General features: G+C 41.8%; 11 protein-coding genes, 2 tRNA genes, 3 rRNA genes and 2 pseudogenes. 11 read left to right on the forward strand and 7 right to left on the reverse strand.

Annotated features, from left to right (window positions below; genetic code table 11):
* Window positions 1-48: 48 nt before the first annotated feature.
* Window positions 49-1392, forward strand: a complete 1344-nt coding sequence (tilS, locus tag AC01GB_RS10085) for a tRNA lysidine(34) synthetase TilS (protein ID WP_474451721.1) — start codon at window positions 49-51, stop codon at window positions 1390-1392.
* Between the two features lie 35 nt (window positions 1393-1427).
* On the opposite strand, the pseudogene rof reads toward tilS, so the two are convergent.
* Window positions 1428-1693: pseudogene (gene rof, locus AC01GB_RS10090) on the reverse strand (Rho-binding antiterminator).
* 362 nt (window positions 1694-2055) lie between these two features.
* Between rof and AC01GB_RS10095 the strand changes: the two are divergent.
* On the forward strand, window positions 2056-2235 hold the full coding sequence (locus tag AC01GB_RS10095; RefSeq protein WP_474451722.1) for a copper resistance protein NlpE N-terminal domain-containing protein: 180 nt from the start codon (window positions 2056-2058) through the stop codon (window positions 2233-2235).
* A 148-nt stretch (window positions 2236-2383) separates the two neighbouring features.
* A complete protein-coding gene (locus AC01GB_RS10100; protein ID WP_474452382.1) occupies window positions 2384-2620 on the forward strand; it encodes a hypothetical protein in 237 nt (78 codons plus the stop codon).
* Window positions 2621-2681: 61 nt separating this feature from the next.
* On the opposite strand, the gene proS is transcribed toward AC01GB_RS10100, so the two are convergent.
* From proS to metN, 6 genes and pseudogenes are all read right to left on the reverse strand, one after another.
* Complete coding sequence (proS, locus tag AC01GB_RS10105; protein ID WP_474451723.1) at window positions 2682-4397, reverse strand: proline--tRNA ligase; 1716 nt, start codon at window positions 4395-4397, stop codon at window positions 2682-2684.
* A 107-nt stretch (window positions 4398-4504) separates the two neighbouring features.
* Window positions 4505-5218, reverse strand: coding sequence for a tRNA (N6-threonylcarbamoyladenosine(37)-N6)-methyltransferase TrmO (gene tsaA / locus AC01GB_RS10110; RefSeq protein WP_474451724.1), 714 nt, complete (start codon window positions 5216-5218; stop codon window positions 4505-4507).
* A pseudogene (gene rcsF / locus AC01GB_RS10115) lies at window positions 5211-5503 on the reverse strand (Rcs stress response system protein RcsF). Before rcsF ends, tsaA begins: the two are co-directional and overlap by 8 nt.
* Window positions 5504-5753: 250 nt before the next feature.
* Complete coding sequence (locus AC01GB_RS10120) at window positions 5754-6575, reverse strand: MetQ/NlpA family lipoprotein (RefSeq protein WP_474451725.1); 822 nt, start codon at window positions 6573-6575, stop codon at window positions 5754-5756.
* 45 nt (window positions 6576-6620) lie between these two features.
* Window positions 6621-7271, reverse strand: coding sequence for a methionine ABC transporter permease MetI (metI, locus tag AC01GB_RS10125; protein ID WP_474451726.1), 651 nt, complete (start codon window positions 7269-7271; stop codon window positions 6621-6623).
* On the reverse strand, window positions 7264-8295 hold the full coding sequence (metN, locus tag AC01GB_RS10130) for a methionine ABC transporter ATP-binding protein MetN (protein ID WP_474451727.1): 1032 nt from the start codon (window positions 8293-8295) through the stop codon (window positions 7264-7266). Before metN ends, metI begins: the two co-directional genes overlap by 8 nt.
* Window positions 8296-8466: 171 nt before the next feature.
* Between metN and gmhB the strand changes: the two genes are divergently transcribed.
* The 8 genes from gmhB (at window position 8467) to birA (ending at window position 16875) form a co-directional block, all read left to right on the forward strand.
* Window positions 8467-9030, forward strand: coding sequence for a D-glycero-beta-D-manno-heptose 1,7-bisphosphate 7-phosphatase (gene gmhB, locus AC01GB_RS10135; protein WP_474451728.1), 564 nt, complete (start codon window positions 8467-8469; stop codon window positions 9028-9030).
* Window positions 9031-9442: 412 nt separating this feature from the next.
* Window positions 9443-10987 (forward strand): 16S ribosomal RNA (locus tag AC01GB_RS10140).
* Window positions 10988-11053: 66 nt separating this feature from the next.
* Window positions 11054-11130, forward strand: a tRNA-Ile gene (locus tag AC01GB_RS10145).
* Between the two features lie 67 nt (window positions 11131-11197).
* Window positions 11198-11273: transfer RNA gene (locus AC01GB_RS10150), tRNA-Ala, on the forward strand.
* A gap of 337 nt (window positions 11274-11610) precedes the next feature.
* A 23S ribosomal RNA gene (locus AC01GB_RS10155) occupies window positions 11611-14514 on the forward strand.
* A 110-nt stretch (window positions 14515-14624) separates the two neighbouring features.
* A 5S ribosomal RNA gene (gene rrf / locus AC01GB_RS10160) occupies window positions 14625-14740 on the forward strand.
* Together the 16S, 23S and 5S rRNA genes with 2 tRNA genes alongside form the textbook arrangement of a ribosomal RNA operon.
* A 135-nt stretch (window positions 14741-14875) precedes the next feature.
* Window positions 14876-15916, forward strand: a complete 1041-nt coding sequence (gene murB, locus AC01GB_RS10165; RefSeq protein ID WP_474451729.1) for a UDP-N-acetylmuramate dehydrogenase — start codon at window positions 14876-14878, stop codon at window positions 15914-15916.
* The gene (birA, locus tag AC01GB_RS10170; RefSeq protein ID WP_474451730.1) at window positions 15913-16875 is read left to right on the forward strand and encodes a bifunctional biotin--[acetyl-CoA-carboxylase] ligase/biotin operon repressor BirA; all 963 of its coding nucleotides are present in this window, start codon (window positions 15913-15915) and stop codon (window positions 16873-16875) included. Before murB ends, birA begins: the two co-directional genes overlap by 4 nt.
* Window positions 16876-16887: the final 12 nt, after the last annotated feature.

Genomic DNA, 16887 nt, shown 5'->3' on the forward strand with positions numbered 1-16887 from the left:
TAGAAAATAGAGCAATAAATAATTACGAGAGAGGTAGTTAGAATAATTATGAATGTTGATGAGGCTGCATTATTGAATCAAATTATAAAAACCATCGGCTCAACACGCCGAATATTGGTAGGCTTCAGTGGTGGACTAGATTCAACAGTTTTATTACATGCCTTAGTGTCATTACGTCAAACCACAGTGCCAAATCTTAATATCCGTGCGGTTTATATTCATCATGGACTTAATGATAAAGCTGATGATTGGGCTATCCATTGCCAGAAAGTTTGTTTCGACTGGCAGGTAGAGTTTTCTTCACAGCATGTTTATATCGACCCAACTAAAAAAGGGATAGAAGCAGCGGCGCGGAATGCACGATATCAAGCGTTTCGTGAAATACTATTACCTGAAGAAATTATTGTTACTGCCCAACATTTAGATGATCAAGCAGAAACTTTTTTATTAGCATTAAAACGGGGCAGTGGGCCAGCAGGTTTATCTGCGATGCCAATTTCTATTCCGTTTGCTGATACCTATTTAATTAGACCCTTATTATCATTCAGCCGTCAGCAATTGCTTGTTTATGCTGAAAAAAAATCACTTTCTTGGATAGAAGATGATAGTAATCAAGATCAGCGCTATGATCGTAATTTTTTACGTTTAACTATAATGCCGCATTTTAACCGGCGTTGGCCGCATTTTTCACAAGCAGTGGCCAGAAGCGTCAGTTTGTGTGCAGAACAAGAAGCTTTAATCAATGAATTACTACAAGATTATTTATCTCAGCTAGTAACGGCAGAAGGAGCTTTGCAGCTTGATACTTTAGCAACTTATTCTGAAATGAAACGTAACGCAATATTACGTCGTTGGTTGAGTTTACATAGAATTTTGATGCCTTCTCGTGTTCAATTAAAACAAATTTGGCAAGACGTCATCTGCGCGCGTCCAGATGCAGAGCCGCAATTTATATTAGCTAACAACAATGTTATTAGGCGCTTTAAACAACAGCTTTGGTTGCTGCCACAGTTTAACGATCTCACTAAAATTTGTTTAGCGTGGCAGCTGCCTGCCGCGGTTAAATTGCCTGATAACTTAGGCACGCTAATAGTAACAGATAAGGGAACCGGATTCCGGGCGCCGTTACCAAATGAGCAGGTTACTATTCGATTTGGATTAAAAGGAAATATTAAAATTATTGGTCGTCAGCACGCCAGACGGAGTAAAAAGCTTTGGCAGGAGTTAGGTGTTGCGCCTTGGTTAAGGGAAAGAACGCCTTTAATTTATTATAATGATGAACTTATTGCGGCCGTTGGTGTATTTATTACTCAATCAGGGCAATCTATTCAAGGTCAGTCTGAATTGAAAGTAAAATGGATAACGGATAAAAAACCCTTACTTTTCAAGTAAGGGGTATTATTGTGCAAGTATAATAAAGGTTTCTTTCATGAACCAGAGTGATCAATAACGATGTCGCCAATTTCCGGATGACTAAAACTAACAATATGATCTAGTCGCAGTTGTTTTTTTCACTAGCAACATCAACAACCAGATATTCAACCTGTTTTTTTAACAGCAAATCAATTGCTTTGCCTTCAATAATCTCTCCATTATCGAGTTTTATGGTTAACTGAAGACTATGCTGACAAGCGAGTTCTAAATAATCATAGTCATCACAGTTAATTGGTTTGTATTCAGTATCTTTAGACATAATCCCTCACCACTATTGTTAAGTGGCGGTTATTGCCGCCTTTGAATATTTGTAATTATAAGCATTTACAGATTAAAGCGCATAATAGCACCATACTTTTTTTCAACCGAAGAGAGAAAAATTAACATGACGCTTGCTAATATTTATTGTACGTAATGAAAATCAATAAATGATTTTAAATATTGTGTAACTAGGTAAAATGATTTGGCGAAAATAACCAAATGTTATTGTAATAGATCTATTTTATCGAATGGATTTTGGAGCGGATAATGAAGCGAAAAGTATTGAATATATTGCTCACAATGAGTGCGATGATCCTTGCTGGCTGTCAGCATAAATTGCCACAATGACAAAGCCAAACAATGGATAAAATTTATACTGGCGTACTCCCTTGTGCAGATTGTTCAGGTATTGAAACAACAGTTCTTTTCAATCCGAATGGTAAATTTATTGAGCAATTAACCTATTTGGGTAAGGAAGAACAAAAAAATACTTTTTTACTACAGGAAATTGGACTAAAAAAGGCACTAAATTCTTTTTGATTCTGATGAGCAAAAAACCTATTTTCAACCTAGCGTTGATGGTAAAAAAATAGAATATCTCGATCAGGAAGGAAATCGAATAGAAAGTAATTTAAATTATACCTTAGAGCAAGTAAAGCCAGATAAAAAGAGCGGGCAATATAGTTATATCGCTGACGCGGCATTATTTAAAGAGTGTAAAAGTGGACGTACTTACAGTGTCAGTAATATCGATTTAGAAAAGGGATATCTGGCAACCGGTATTGAAGCGGGTAAACCTGTTTATGTCGAAGTTGAGGGCTATTACACCATCCGCCCATCAATGGAAGATGGATTGTTTGATGCAACCTTGATCCAGACCGGCGAGATTAAATTTGATAAATTGCGAACTTGTCACTCTCACTAATTATCAGATATATCAAATGCCCAGCTAAAAATAGCTGGGCATTTTGCATCAATAAGGCTGATTAGTTAAGTTTTGTTTTTAGAAAATCAACTATCTCAGCAAGATTAATAAATTCTTTCTCATTATCTCGCCGCTGTTTATATTCAACCTTGTTGTCATCTAAATTACGATCACCGATCACGATGGTATGAGGTATTCCAATAAGCTCCATATCAGCAAACATCACACCAGGCCGTTCTTTGCGATCATCAAAAATGACATCAATACCATTGGCTTGCAAATCGCAGTAAAGTTTTTCAGCAACTTCTTTAACGCGATAGGATTTATGCATATTCATTGGTAAAATAGCAACTTGGAAAGGTGCGATCACATCAGACCAAATAATTCCTTTATCATCATGGCTCTGTTCAATTGCTGCTGCTACAATCCGCGTGACACCGATACCATAACATCCCATCGTTACCGTTTGATTATGTCCATCTTCATTTTGAACGCTGGCCTTCATTACTTCAGAATATTTGGTTCCTAGTTGAAAAATGTGGCCAACTTCAATTCCACGTTTAATTTGAACAGTTCCTTTACCATCGGGACTAGGATCGCCTTCGACCACATTGCGTAGATCATAAACGTCGGGTAAAGGTAGATCCCGTTGCCAATTGATACCAAAATAGTGTTTATGATCAATATTGGCGCCGGCACTAAAATCACTCATCACGGCAACGCTACGGTCGATAATTGCTGGTATTGGCAAGTTAACCGGGCCTAATGAACCAGGACCTGCATGCAGGATTGCACGTATTTCTTCTTCTGTTGCGAATTTCAGTGGACTTGCAACCAGAGGATGTTTTTCTGCTTTAATCTCATTTAATTCATGATCACCACGGATCAATAAGGCAACAAGCTGATGACCACTCTCTTTTGCTGCACTGACAATTAGGGTTTTAACTGTTTTTTCAATAGGTAAATTATGTTGATTAACTAGCTCGGCAATAGTTTTGGCGTCAGGGGTATCGATGAGACGCATATCTTCAGCCGGTGCAGCACGTTCTTCCGTGAGACAAATTGCCTCTGCCAGCTCAATATTAGCGGCATAATCTGAAGCGGTAGAAAAAACAATATTATCTTCACCACTATCAGCTAATACCTGAAATTCATGCGAAGCATTGCCACCAATAGAGCCAGTATCTGCTTGTACTACCCTAAAATTGAAGCCAATACGGGTAAAGATTGTACTATATGCCTTGTACATTGCATCGTAAGTTTGTTGCAGCGAGTTTTGATCGGTATGAAAAGAATAAGCGTCTTTCATAATAAACTCACGGGAGCGCATTACGCCAAAACGTGGCCTTACTTCATCACGAAATTTTGTTTGGATTTGGTAAAGGTTTAACGGCAGCTGCTTATAAGAAGTCACTTCATTACGAATAAGATCGGTAATTACCTCTTCATGAGTCGGGCCCAACACAAAAGGTCGTTCACCACGATCAACAAAACGAAGTAACTCTGGGCCATATTGCTCCCAACGCCTACTTTCTTGCCATAAATCTGCTGGCTGAACTATCGGCATGGAAATCTCAATTGCACCCGCGCGATTTATTTCTTCACGAATAATGTTCTCAACTTTGCGCAGCACACGAACACCGGTTGGTAGCCAGTCATATAGCCCTGAAGCAAGTTTACGGATCATACCTGCGCGAAGCATCAACTTATGACTGATCACTTCTGCGTCGGCGGGAGTCTCTTTTAAAGTAGAGAGAAGATATTGGCTTGTACGCATTATTAGCTTCCATCAACAACGAATTACTTCCAGTTGGTATTAACCAACCATTAAAACAAAATTATCCCCTAGTCTACCAGCGAGTTGCTAATCTCTAAAGAAATAACTTAATTTTGTAGCGTATCTATAGCGAGAACGGCAGTGATATTTGCAGAAACCTGCCATCTAACATTAAAATCAAGCAAATGGACAGCGTAGATTTTTTCGTCAGCTTCGCTTTTTTTATAAGCTGGACGTGGATCTTGCGCTAAAACTTGACGAATAAAACGCTCAAGGAAAGGATAGCGGGTTTGTTGCTCAATCAATTTTTTTTGGGCAGTAGCTGAAAAAACCACTTTCATTTCACTGGCCGGTGCAGCCTGGGCAAATCCAGCAACCGCTTTTGGTAAAGACTCCGCAAACGGCAGATAGGGTTTTATATCAATCACAGGGGTGCCATCAACTAAATCCATACTACCTAAAGCTAAACCTATTTCGTTATCACGGATAATTAAATTTTTCAATTCTATTAATGACATACCTATTGGATTAGGGCGAAATGGAGAACGAGTGGCGAAAACACCCATTTTGGTATTACCGCCTAAACGGGGAGGCCTTACTAATGGACGCCAACCTTCGGTCATGGTTTGATGAAAAATGAAAATAAGCCAAATATGGCTAAATTGTTCCAATCCACGAACAGCATCAGGATGATTATAAGGCGGAAATAGGCGCAAATAACCCTGCCCATCATCAATTAAGCCTGGTTGTCTCGGGATGGCAAATTTTTCTTTATAAGGTGATTCTATCACCCCAATTACGTTAAATTGAAAATTATCCATTAATAATATTCAGCGCAGAGCCTTCACAAATAGCAGTTTGATAACAATCTGGACTACTAATTATTTCACAACGGTGCAATAATACGCTATTCGTGCCGAGAGAAGAGGCCTTTTTCAGCATGTTTTTTTCGCTACGGGAATACTTACACTTGGATCTTGTCGGTTAGGTTGGCATGAAATACCGGAAACAATGCCCAGATCCTTAAATGGTTTACCCAGTAATGCTTCTGTTTTATCAATAATTTTTACCACAGAGCGCTTTTGTGGTGATTTTTTTGATAACATTTTTTGGATTTTTTAGCGAGTTATTTGGTTTATTATATTCAGCTGGAGAAAGTACATTACAGCCTGAGATACAGAGTGTAAAACAACAGAGTAATAGGCGCATATAAATTCCTTATTAAAGAAATCAAATAGAACTACAAATCAGTTTTAGCCATAATAATAGAAACAATTGACTGTATAAAATTTATAATAAAACCAGCGAATATAATCCGCTGGTTTTATTATAATGTCATTTTTTTTGAAAAAGTGCTCACCAGCCTGGAATAGCACCACCGTCAAAAATTTTATTGGCTGCTTCAGCTACTTCTTCGGATTGATAGGCTTTAACAAACTTTTTCACATTTTGATTATCTTTATTATCTTCACGACTCACAATGAGATTTACATAAGGTGAATTTTTGTCCTCTACGAACAACCCATCTTTTGCGGGCGTTAATTTAGGTTCGGCGCTACTAGCCCAAGTTGAATTAATAATCGCTAGTGCAATTTTCGGATCATCTAAACTACGGGGTAATTGCGGTGCTTCAAGTTCAATAAAGTTCAGCTTTTTTGGATTTTCGATGATATCCAATATAGTGGGTTGTAAATCGGCACTGGCATTTACTTTAATTAGCCCTTGTTTTTGTAGCAACAATAGTGAACGTCCTAAATTTGTAGGATCATTCGGGATCGCGATTTGGGCGCCATCAGGTAGTTGTTCAACAGATTTAATTTTTTTAGAATAAGCAGCAATAGGATAAATAAAGGTATTTCCAACAGCGACTAATTTATAATTGCGATCTTTAATTTGTTGCTCTAAATAAGGTTTATGTTGAAATACATTAAGATCAATATCGCCTTTGTCCAGGGATTCATTGGGCAATACAAAATCATTAAAGGTAACTAATTCAACATCTAACTGATATTTTTCTTTGGCGACTTTTTGTGCGACTTCAGCCACTGCTAACTCTTTCCCCATAATAACACCCACTTTGATGTGATTAGGTTTTTCTGTTTTTTCACCACAGCCACTAAAAACTAATATGTTTAATAGCGCTGCAACAGCGGTGATGGTTTTTATTTTGATAGACATAATTACCTCAATAAGACTAAATCTTAGTGCTTTTAAGCAATAATTTTATTTACGGGTTTTTTTCATTACGTGATTACCAACAAATTGAATAGCAAAAACCAAAATAATCAGTAAAGCAAGAACCGTATTCATAACAGTTGGGTTATAGGTATAATAGCCGTATTGCATAGCAATTTGACCTAGTCCACCAGAACCCACTGCGCCGCCCATTGCAGAGTAACCTACTAACATAATTAAAGTAATGGTCGCTGCATTGACTAAACCGGGTAAAGATTCAGGTAATAGAATTTTACCAATGATTTGTAGCGGCGTTGCACCCATTGAACGAGCTGCTTCAATTAAGCCATTAGGGATCTCTAACAGCGTATTTTCAACCATACGGGCAATGAAAGGTGCTGCACCAATAGTTAACGGAACGATCGCGGCCTGAATACCGATAGATGTGCCGACAATTAATTTAGTTAATGGAATAATCCAAACCAATAAAATAATAAATGGAATGGAACGAAACACATTAACCAATGCAGACACTATTCGATAAAGGGTAAGATTTTCCATAACTTGCCCGGGGCGGGTCACATAAAGTAATATGCCAATAGGAAGCCCTAATAAAAACCCCAAAAATCCCGACACAAAAGTCATGATAAGTGTATCTAACGTACCATTTAGTAGCAGAATGATCATTTTTTCAGACATAACCTAAGATCTCCACTTTTACATGGTGCTCTTCTAAAAAAGTAATTGATTTTTCAATACCTTGGTCAAGACCATGAAATTCAGCAAGCATAAAACCAAATTTAACACCACCGGCGTAATCTATTTGTGAGCTCAATATATTGATGTCGATATTAAATTTTCTAACAACCATTGAAATTAATGGTGCATCTACTGACTTACCGGTAAATTCCAATTTCAATAATGGCGATAAATCTGGCGCTGGCACCATCTGCAAACGCGTTTGATAATCTTCTGGAATATCTAATACGAATGTTGATTTAATAAAATTTTGCGCAATTGGTGTCTTAGGATGAGAAAATACCTCACTAACGCTATCTTGTTCTATTAAACGCCCTTCACTGATAATCGCGACTTGATCACATATACGTTTTACAACATCCATCTCGTGAGTAATAAGCAAGATGGTTAAACCTAAACGTCGATTAATATCTTTTAATAGCTCAAGAATAGAACGGGTTGTTGCTGGATCTAATGCACTTGTCGCTTCATCACATAATAATATTTTAGGCGAATTGGCTAAAGCGCGAGCTATAGCAACGCGTTGCTTCTGTCCTCCAGATAGACTAGCTGGATAAGCATCTTTTTTATTTGCTAAACCGACTAGCTTTAATAACTCTGTTACGCGTTGATGGATCTCGGCTTTTGGCGTGTTATCTAGTTCTAGAGGCAAGGCAATATTATCGAAAACATTGCGTGATGAAAGTAGATTGAAATGTTGGAAAATCATGCCGATAGTACGACGTGTTAAGATTAATTGTTTTTCAGAAAAATCTGTCAACGCCTGCCCATCAATCAATACTTCACCTGTCGTTGGGAGCTCAAGCATGTTGACGCAACGAATTAGCGTACTTTTTCCGGCACCGGAAGCACCGATAACTCCGTAAATTTGGCCTTTAGGAACATGCAGATTAATATTGGTTAATGCGTGAATTGCATGTGCTCCTTGGTGAAAAATTTTATTAATGTTAGAAAGTCTTATCATTATTGTGATCTACTAAATAATGGAAATAGAGTGGTGAGAAAATTCGGCTATATTTAACACGGATGTTAAGCTGTCTAGACGTCTAAGTCAACAAAAATATAAATACGACTCTTGTTCTTATTTAGTTGCTTTTCATATAATGAACAAAGTTAAATTTAATGGAGTAATGTGGTGAGTCAAAGTATTCCGGCAATTTTCCTCGATCGTGATGGTACTATTAACCTCGATCATGGTTATGTTTATGAAATAGATAATTTTCAGTTTATCGAAGGCGCAATTGAAGCAATGTTTGAATTAAAAAAAATGGGCTATGCATTGATTCTTGTTACTAATCAATCAGGTATTGCAAGAGGATTATTCACAGAAGCACAATTTCTTGAACTGACTGAATGGATGGATTGGTCTCTTATTGATCGTGGCGTTGAGCTTGGTGGTATTTATTATTGTCCTCATCATCCTGATGCAATTGAACAAAAATATAAACAAATATGCGATTGCCGTAAGCCGAAAGCCGGTATGCTATTGGCAGCGCAAAAACAACTTAATATTAATATGAAGGCTTCTTACATGGTGGGCGATAAGCTTTCTGATATGCAAGCCGGTAAAGAAGCGCATATTGGTACTAATGTATTGGTAACTACAGGAAAATCTGTCACTGAAGATGATAAGAAGTCTGCTGATTGGATTATAAATAGCCTGGCAGATTTACCTAATAAGATAAAAAATCGACAATAAAAAAATAACACTATTGTTCATAAATAAAGCAAATTTATTTTTTTCAAAAAAGTACTTGTACAAAGCTAAAATCAATCTATAATGCCCTCCCGTTAACGCAATTTACTCATCAATTGATGAATAAAAGCGTAAAGGAAAATTAAGGTGAAAAGCGTAATATACGCCACCTCGCGGCCCAGGTCGCACGCTCTTTAACAATTAATCAGACAATCTGTGTGGGCACTTGCAAGACATCATCAAAAAATATTTGGTTTTAAAGTCTTGAAGAGTGACAAAACAGTTAATTCATATATGAACTAATATGCAGTAACGTTATTTTGGTCGGCAGCGGCGAAGGTGGTCAAATATCGGCAAAGCGAGTTGAACAAAAGCGCGTTACGGTCAGTAAAACATTCTTTGAGCATCAAGCTTTTAATTGAAGAGTTTGATCATGGCTCAGATTGAACGCTGGTGGCAGGCCTAACACATGCAAGTCGAGCGGCAGCGGGAGGAAGCTTGCTTCCTTGCCGGCGAGCGGCGGACGGGTGAGTAAGGTATGGGGATCTGGCCAAAGGGGGGGGATAACCACTGGAAACGGTGGCTAATACCGCATAATCTCTAAGGAGCAAAGTGGGGGACCGTTCTGGCCTCACACCTTCGGATGAACCCATATGAGATTAGCTAGTAGGTGGGGTAAGGGCTCACCTAGGCGACGATCTCTAGCTGGTCTGAGAGGATGATCAGCCGACACTGGGACTGAGACACGGCCCAGACTCCTACGGGAGGCAGCAGTGGGGAATATTGCACAATGGGCGCAAGCCTGATGCAGCCATGCCGCGTGTATGAAGAAGGCCTTCGGGTTGTAAAGTACTTTCAGTCGTGAGGAAGGTGTTAAGGTTAATAACCTTAGCAATTGACGTTAGCGACAGAAGAAGCACCGGCTAACTCCGTGCCAGCAGCCGCGGTAATACGGAGGGTGCGAGCGTTAATCGGAATTACTGGGCGTAAAGGGCACGCAGGCGGTTAATTAAGTTGGATGTGAAATCCCCGGGCTTAACCTGGGAATGGCATTCAAGACTGGTTAGCTAGAGTCTTGTAGAGGGGGGCAGAATTCCATGTGTAGCGGTGAAATGCGTAGAGATGTGGAGGAATACCGGTGGCGAAGGCGGCCCCCTGGACAAAGACTGACGCTCATGTGCGAAAGCGTGGGGAGCAAACAGGATTAGATACCCTGGTAGTCCACGCTGTAAACGATGTCGATTTGGAGGTTGTGGTCATGAACTGTGGCCTCCGGAGCTAACGCGTTAAATCGACCGCCTGGGGAGTACGGCCGCAAGGTTAAAACTCAAATGAATTGACGGGGGCCCGCACAAGCGGTGGAGCATGTGGTTTAATTCGATGCAACGCGAAGAACCTTACCTACTCTTGACATCCAGCGAATCCTTTAGAGATAGAGGAGTGCCTTCGGGAGCGCTGAGACAGGTGCTGCATGGCTGTCGTCAGCTCGTGTTGTGAAATGTTGGGTTAAGTCCCGCAACGAGCGCAACCCTTATCCTTTGTTGCCAGCGAGTAGAGTCGGGAACTCAAAGGAGACTGCCGGTGATAAACCGGAGGAAGGTGGGGATGACGTCAAGTCATCATGGCCCTTACGAGTAGGGCTACACACGTGCTACAATGGCGTATACAGAGAGAGGCGAGCCAGCGATGGGGAGCGGAACTCAGAAAGTACGTCGAAGTCCGGATTGGAGTCTGCAACTCGACTCCATGAAGTCGGAATCGCTAGTAATCGCGGATCAGCATGTCGCGGTGAATACGTTCCCGGGCCTTGTACACACCGCCCGTCACACCATGGGAGTGGGTTGCAAAAGAAGTAGGTAGCTTAACCTTTTGGATGGCGCTTACCACTTTGTGATTCATGACTGGGGTGAAGTCGTAACAAGGTAACCGTAGGGGAACCTGCGGTTGGATCACCTCCTTACCTAGATAGATGGAATGTGAGTGTTCACACAGATTGTCTGATGAAGATTGAGCAGAAAGTATCATTAGGCCTGTAGCTCAGGTGGTTAGAGCGCACCCCTGATAAGGGTGAGGTCGGTGGTTCAAGTCCACTCAGGCCTACCAACATTGCTGATGGAAGTGGCTGAAAGGCAAGGTTAGCAGTAAGGTGTAATGATACGACAATCTTAATGGGGCTGTAGCTCAGCTGGGAGAGCGCCTGCTTTGCACGCAGGAGGTCAGCGGTTCGATCCCGCTTAGCTCCACCATATTGCAAGATAAAAATAGAAAAAAAGTTATTCAGAGCAGGCTGGCAACAGTATGCTACGAATAATAATGCTCTTTAACAATCTGGAACAAGCTGAAAATTGAAACACACATTATTGAAAAAATAGTGTGGGGAACTCTCAAACTCCAATTTGAAGTGTTATTCAAATAGGCAGACGAATGGCATGAGCGAGCAGGGTGAAATTTGCGGCGTAGGTGCGCAGTCAGCGCAGTGTACATAAGTACGTGAGCATGACGAGTACCGCACAACAAAAAATTTCGCACGGCGCAGCCATGGCGCTTCCGTATTATTTGATAAGAGACACCTTCGGGTTGTGAGGTTAAGCGAATGAAGCGTACACGGTGGATGCCTAGGCAGTCAGAGGCGATGAAGGACGTGCTAATCTGCGAAAAGCGTCGGTAAGCTGATATGAAGCGTACTAGCCGGCGATGTCCGAATGGGGAAACCCAGTGCATTAATGCACTATCATTTGATGAATTTATAGTCAAACGAGGCGAACCGGGGGAACTGAAACATCTCAGTACCCCGAGGAAAAGAAATCAACCGAGATTCCCCCAGTAGCGGCGAGCGAACGGGGAGCAGCCCAGAGTCAACATCAATATTTACTGCAGGAGAAGGGTCTGGAAAGGCCGGCAATAAAGGGTGATAGCCCCGTATCTGAAACGGTAAGTGTTGTGAGCTCGAAGAGTAGGGCGGGACACGTGTTATCCTGTCTGAATATGGGGGGACCATCCTCCAAGGCTAAATACTCCTGACTGACCGATAGTGAACTAGTACCGTGAGGGAAAGGCGAAAAGAACCCCGGCGAGGGGAGTGAAATAGAACCTGAAACCGTGTACGTACAAGCAGTGGGAGCACCCGAAAGGGTGTGACTGCGTACCTTTTGTATAATGGGTCAGCGACTTATATTCTGTAGCAAGGTTAACCGCATAGGGGAGCCGTAGGGAAACCGAGTCTTAACTGGGCGTTAAGTTGCAGGGTATAGACCCGAAACCCGGTGATCTAGCCATGGGCAGGTTGAAGGTTGGGTAACACTAACTGGAGGACCGAACCGACTAATGTTGAAAAATTAGCGGATGACTTGTGGCTGGGGGTGAAAGGCCAATCAAACCGGGAGATAGCTGGTTCTCCCCGAAAGCTATTTAGGTAGCGCCTCGTGAATTCATCTTCGGGGGTAGAGCACTGTTTCGGCTAGGGGGTCATCCCGACTTACCAACCCGACGCAAACTACGAATACCGAAGAATGTTATCACGGGAGACACACGGCGGGTGCTAACGTCCGTCGTGAAGAGGGAAACAACCCAGACCGCCAGCTAAGGTCCCCAAGTCATGGTTAAGTGGGAAACGAAGTGGGAAGGCTTAGACAGCCAGGATGTTGGCTTAGAAGCAGCCATCATTTAAAGAAAGCGTAATAGCTCACTGGTCGAGTCGGCCTGCGCGGAAGATGTAACGGGGCTAAACCATGCACCGAAGCTGCGGCAGCGACATTTAGGTGTTGTTGGGTAGGGGAGCGTTCTGTAAGCCGTAGAAGGTGGACTGAGAGGTCTGTTGGAGGTATCAGAAGTGCGAATGCTGACATAAGTAACGATAAAGCGGGTGAGAAACCCGCTCGCCGAAAGACCAAGGTTTCCTGTCCAACGTTAATCGGGGCAGGGTAAGTCGACCCCTAAGGCGAGGCTGAAAAGCGTAGTCGATGGGAAACGGGTTAATATTCCCGTACTAAGGGTTACTGCGAAGGGGGGACGGAGAAGGCTAGGCTATCCGGGCGACGGTTGTCCCGGTTTAAGCGAGTAGGAGGGTAGTGCAGGCAAATCCGCACTGCTATAACACTGAGACGTGATGACGAGCCACTAAGGTGGTGAAGTAGTTGATGCCCAGCTTCCAGGAAAAGCCTCTAAGCGATAGGTAATCATTAATCGTACCCCAAACCGACACAGGTGGTTAGGTAGAGAATACTCAGGCGCTTGAGAGAACTCGGGTGAAGGAACTAGGCAAAATAGTGCCGTAACTTCGGGAGAAGGCACGCTGGCATTAGGTGAAGGGTCTTGCATCCGGAGCTGAAGCCAGTCGAAGATACTAGCTGGCTGCAACTGTTTATTAAAAACACAGCACTGTGCAAACACGAAAGTGGACGTATACGGTGTGACGCCTGCCCGGTGCTGGAAGGTTAATTGATGGGGTAAGCCGTAAGGCGAAGCTCTTGATCGAAGCCCCAGTAAACGGCGGCCGTAACTATAACGGTCCTAAGGTAGCGAAATTCCTTGTCGGGTAAGTTCCGACCTGCACGAATGGCGTAATGATGGCCAGGCTGTCTCCACCCGAGACTCAGTGAAATTGAACTCGCTGTGAAGATGCAGTGTACCCGCGGCAAGACGGAAAGACCCCGTGAACCTTTACTATAGCTTGACACTGAACATTGAGCCTTGATGTGTAGGATAGGTGGGAGGCTTTGAAGTGTGGACGCCAGTCTGCATGGAGCCAACGTTGAAATACCACCCTTTAATGTTTGATGTTCTAACTTGGGCCCGTAATCCGGGCTGAGGACAGTGTCTGGTGGGTAGTTTGACTGGGGCGGTCTCCTCCCAAAGCGTAACGGAGGAGCACGAAGGTTGGCTAATCACGGTCGGACATCGTGAGGTTAGTGCAAAGGCATAAGCCAGCTTGACTGCGAGCGTGACGGTGCGAGCAGGTACGAAAGTAGGTCTTAGTGATCCGGTGGTTCTGAATGGAAGGGCCATCGCTCAACGGATAAAAGGTACTCCGGGGATAACAGGCTGATACCGCCCAAGAGTTCATATCGACGGCGGTGTTTGGCACCTCGATGTCGGCTCATCACATCCTGGGGCTGAAGTAGGTCCCAAGGGTATGGCTGTTCGCCATTTAAAGTGGTACGCGAGCTGGGTTTAGAACGTCGTGAGACAGTTCGGTCCCTATCTGTCGTGGGCGAAGGAAGGTTGAGGGGGGCTGCTCCTAGTACGAGAGGACCGGAGTGGACGCACCACTGGTGTACAGGTTGTCATGCCAATGGCATCGCCTGGTAGCTAAGTGCGGAAGAGATAACCGCTGAAAGCATCTAAGCGGGAAACTTGCCTCAAGATGAGTCTTCCCTGACAGTAATGTCCTATAAGGGGTGTTCGAGACGAGGACGTAGATAGGCTGGGTGTGTAAGCGTAGCGATACGTTGAGCTAATCAGTACTAATGACCCGGGAGGCTTAACCTGACAACACCGAAGGTGTTTTGAGAGAGAGAATTTTAGCTTGTTTTGAGATTGAATCTGGTCGGATTTTGCTGAAGGCGCGAAATAAGATGGGATAAATAAAAAAGAATTTGTCTGGCGGCAATAGCGCGGTGGTCCCACCTGACCCCATGCCGAACTCAGAAGTGAAATGCCGTAGCGCCGATGGTAGTGTGGGGTCTCCCCATGTGAGAGTAGGGAGCTGCCAGACTTTGATTATGTTAAGAAAGCCACCCTTGGGTGGCTTTTTGTCGTTTTATTGTTTGATTTTGTAACTCTTATCTATTCTCTATATATCTACATTAATAGACTATATAATTACTATATATTAATTGAGTTTTGATATATGCATTCTGATAATCATAATGAATTAAAAAAATATAATACTTTTAGTCTTGATGCTAAGGCAAAAGCAATATACTCGGCTACTTCAGTAGAAGAGTTGCTTATGTTATGGAAAAATGCACGACTAAAAGGGTGGCCTATTTTATTATTGGGCGGCGGGAGTAATGTTCTCTTCATTGGTGACTTTGATGGCCTGGTTATTTTAAATCGAGTTATGGCGTTAGAGATAACTGAATCAGCTAAGGAATGGTTTATGCATGTTGGCGCAGGAAATAATTGGCATCAATTGGTTGAAACACTTATAAAAAATGGCATCTATGGATTAGAAAATATGGCGTTAATTCCGGGATCTGTAGGGGCTGCGCCTATACAAAATATCGGTGCTTATGGTATGGAATTTAAAGATGCATGTCACTATGTCGATATTGTTAATCTAAATAATGGTCAACAATATCGTTTAGATGCCGCTGAATGTCAATTTGGTTATCGGGATAGTATTTTTAAGCATAAATATCGTGAAAATTTTGCTATTGTTGCAGTTGGTCTGAAGCTTAACAAGCTATGGCAACCCAGATTAACATATGCTGGTTTGACTCCCTTAGCAGCACAAACAGTGACAGCGGAAACTATCTTTGACGCTGTGTGTAAAATCCGGCAAAATAAGTTACCTGATCCATTTTTGGTAGGAAATGGGGGTAGTTTTTTTAAAAATCCCGTTATTTCTAGTATGGCGGCAAATGAAATAAAGGCCCATTATCCTCGATGTCCAGAATATCCTCAAATGGATGGTAAAGTAAAGCTTGCTGCTGGATGGCTCATTGATCAATGTGATCTAAAGGGTTATCAATGTGGTGGCGCGGCAGTACATAAGGAGCAAGCATTGATTTTAATTAATAAAAATAATGCGACTGGAGAAGATATTGTAGATTTAGCCCGTTATATCCGAAAAAAGGTTATAGAGAAATTTGCTATTACACTAGAACCAGAAGTGCGTTTTATTGGTAAATATGGTGAAGTAAATGCTATGGATGCTATTTCATGAAAGATGTAACTATTCCTTTAAAACTCATCAAAATACTTTCTGATGGTAGTATACATTCAGGCGAGCAGTTGGGTGAATTACTTGGCATGACGCGAGCTGGTATTAATAAACATATTCACACACTACGTAAATGGGGTATTGAGGTTAATACTATTACTAGTAAGGGTTACCAATTTACTAGAAAAATGGATTTATTAGACTATGAGCGAATTTATGGTTTAGTGAGACGCGGAAATATAATAGTAAAACCGGTTATTAATTCTACCAATCAATATCTACTTGAGCGCATTGATCAATTAAGTTCTGGTGATGCTTGTGTTGCAGAATATCAAACAGCCGGTAGAGGGAGGCGTGGTCGATATTGGACTTCTCCTTTCGGCTGTAATCTTTATTTATCATTGTACTGGCATTTAGACCAAGGGCCGGCTGCTGCCATGGGTCTAAGCTTGGTTGCGGGGATTGTGATAGCTGAGACCCTTAATAAATTGAGCGGTAGTAATATAAAAGTTAAATGGCCTAATGATTTTTATCTTAATGAAAAAAAACTTGCAGGTATTTTAATTGAAATGGTAGGTAAAACTGGCGATGTGGCACATATTGTGATTGGTATTGGGCTTAATATTGCAATGAGTCGTAATTATGAAACAAATATTAATCAAGGATGGATTAATCTTGAGCAGGCTGGTATTCAAATAGAAAGAAATGTGATCGCAGGTCAGATCATTATGGCATTACGTCATGAATTAGTGCAATTTGAGAAATATGGTCTTGTTCCTTTTATTAAGCGTTGGCTGGCGTTGGATAATTTTTTACATAAAAAAATAAGATTACATATTGGTGATCACCTAGAAATCGGTATCGTGAAAGGTATTAATGAACACGGCGCAATTTTGTTAGAACAAAATGGTGAAATTGTTTTTTATATAGGTGGTGAAATTTCATTACGGCCAGATAATTAGAATAATTGAGTC

The organism is Candidatus Arsenophonus phytopathogenicus (genome assembly GCF_056113345.1).

Excerpts from the sequence above, each read along its gene's own strand:
- birA (WP_474451730.1), top strand. The coding sequence starts at position 15,913 with ATGAAAGATGTAACTATTCCTTTAAAACTCATCAAAATACTTTCTGAT.
- murB (WP_474451729.1), top strand. The coding sequence starts at position 14,876 with ATGCATTCTGATAATCATAATGAATTAAAAAAATATAATACTTTTAGT.
- tsaA (WP_474451724.1), bottom strand. The coding sequence starts at position 5,218 with ATGGATAATTTTCAATTTAACGTAATTGGGGTGATAGAATCACCTTAT.
- AC01GB_RS10095 (WP_474451722.1), top strand. The coding sequence starts at position 2,056 with ATGGATAAAATTTATACTGGCGTACTCCCTTGTGCAGATTGTTCAGGT.
- metN (WP_474451727.1), bottom strand. The coding sequence starts at position 8,295 with ATGATAAGACTTTCTAACATTAATAAAATTTTTCACCAAGGAGCACAT.
- proS (WP_474451723.1), bottom strand. The coding sequence starts at position 4,397 with ATGCGTACAAGCCAATATCTTCTCTCTACTTTAAAAGAGACTCCCGCC.
- metI (WP_474451726.1), bottom strand. The coding sequence starts at position 7,271 with ATGTCTGAAAAAATGATCATTCTGCTACTAAATGGTACGTTAGATACA.
- tilS (WP_474451721.1), top strand. The coding sequence starts at position 49 with ATGAATGTTGATGAGGCTGCATTATTGAATCAAATTATAAAAACCATC.
- AC01GB_RS10120 (WP_474451725.1), bottom strand. The coding sequence starts at position 6,575 with ATGTCTATCAAAATAAAAACCATCACCGCTGTTGCAGCGCTATTAAAC.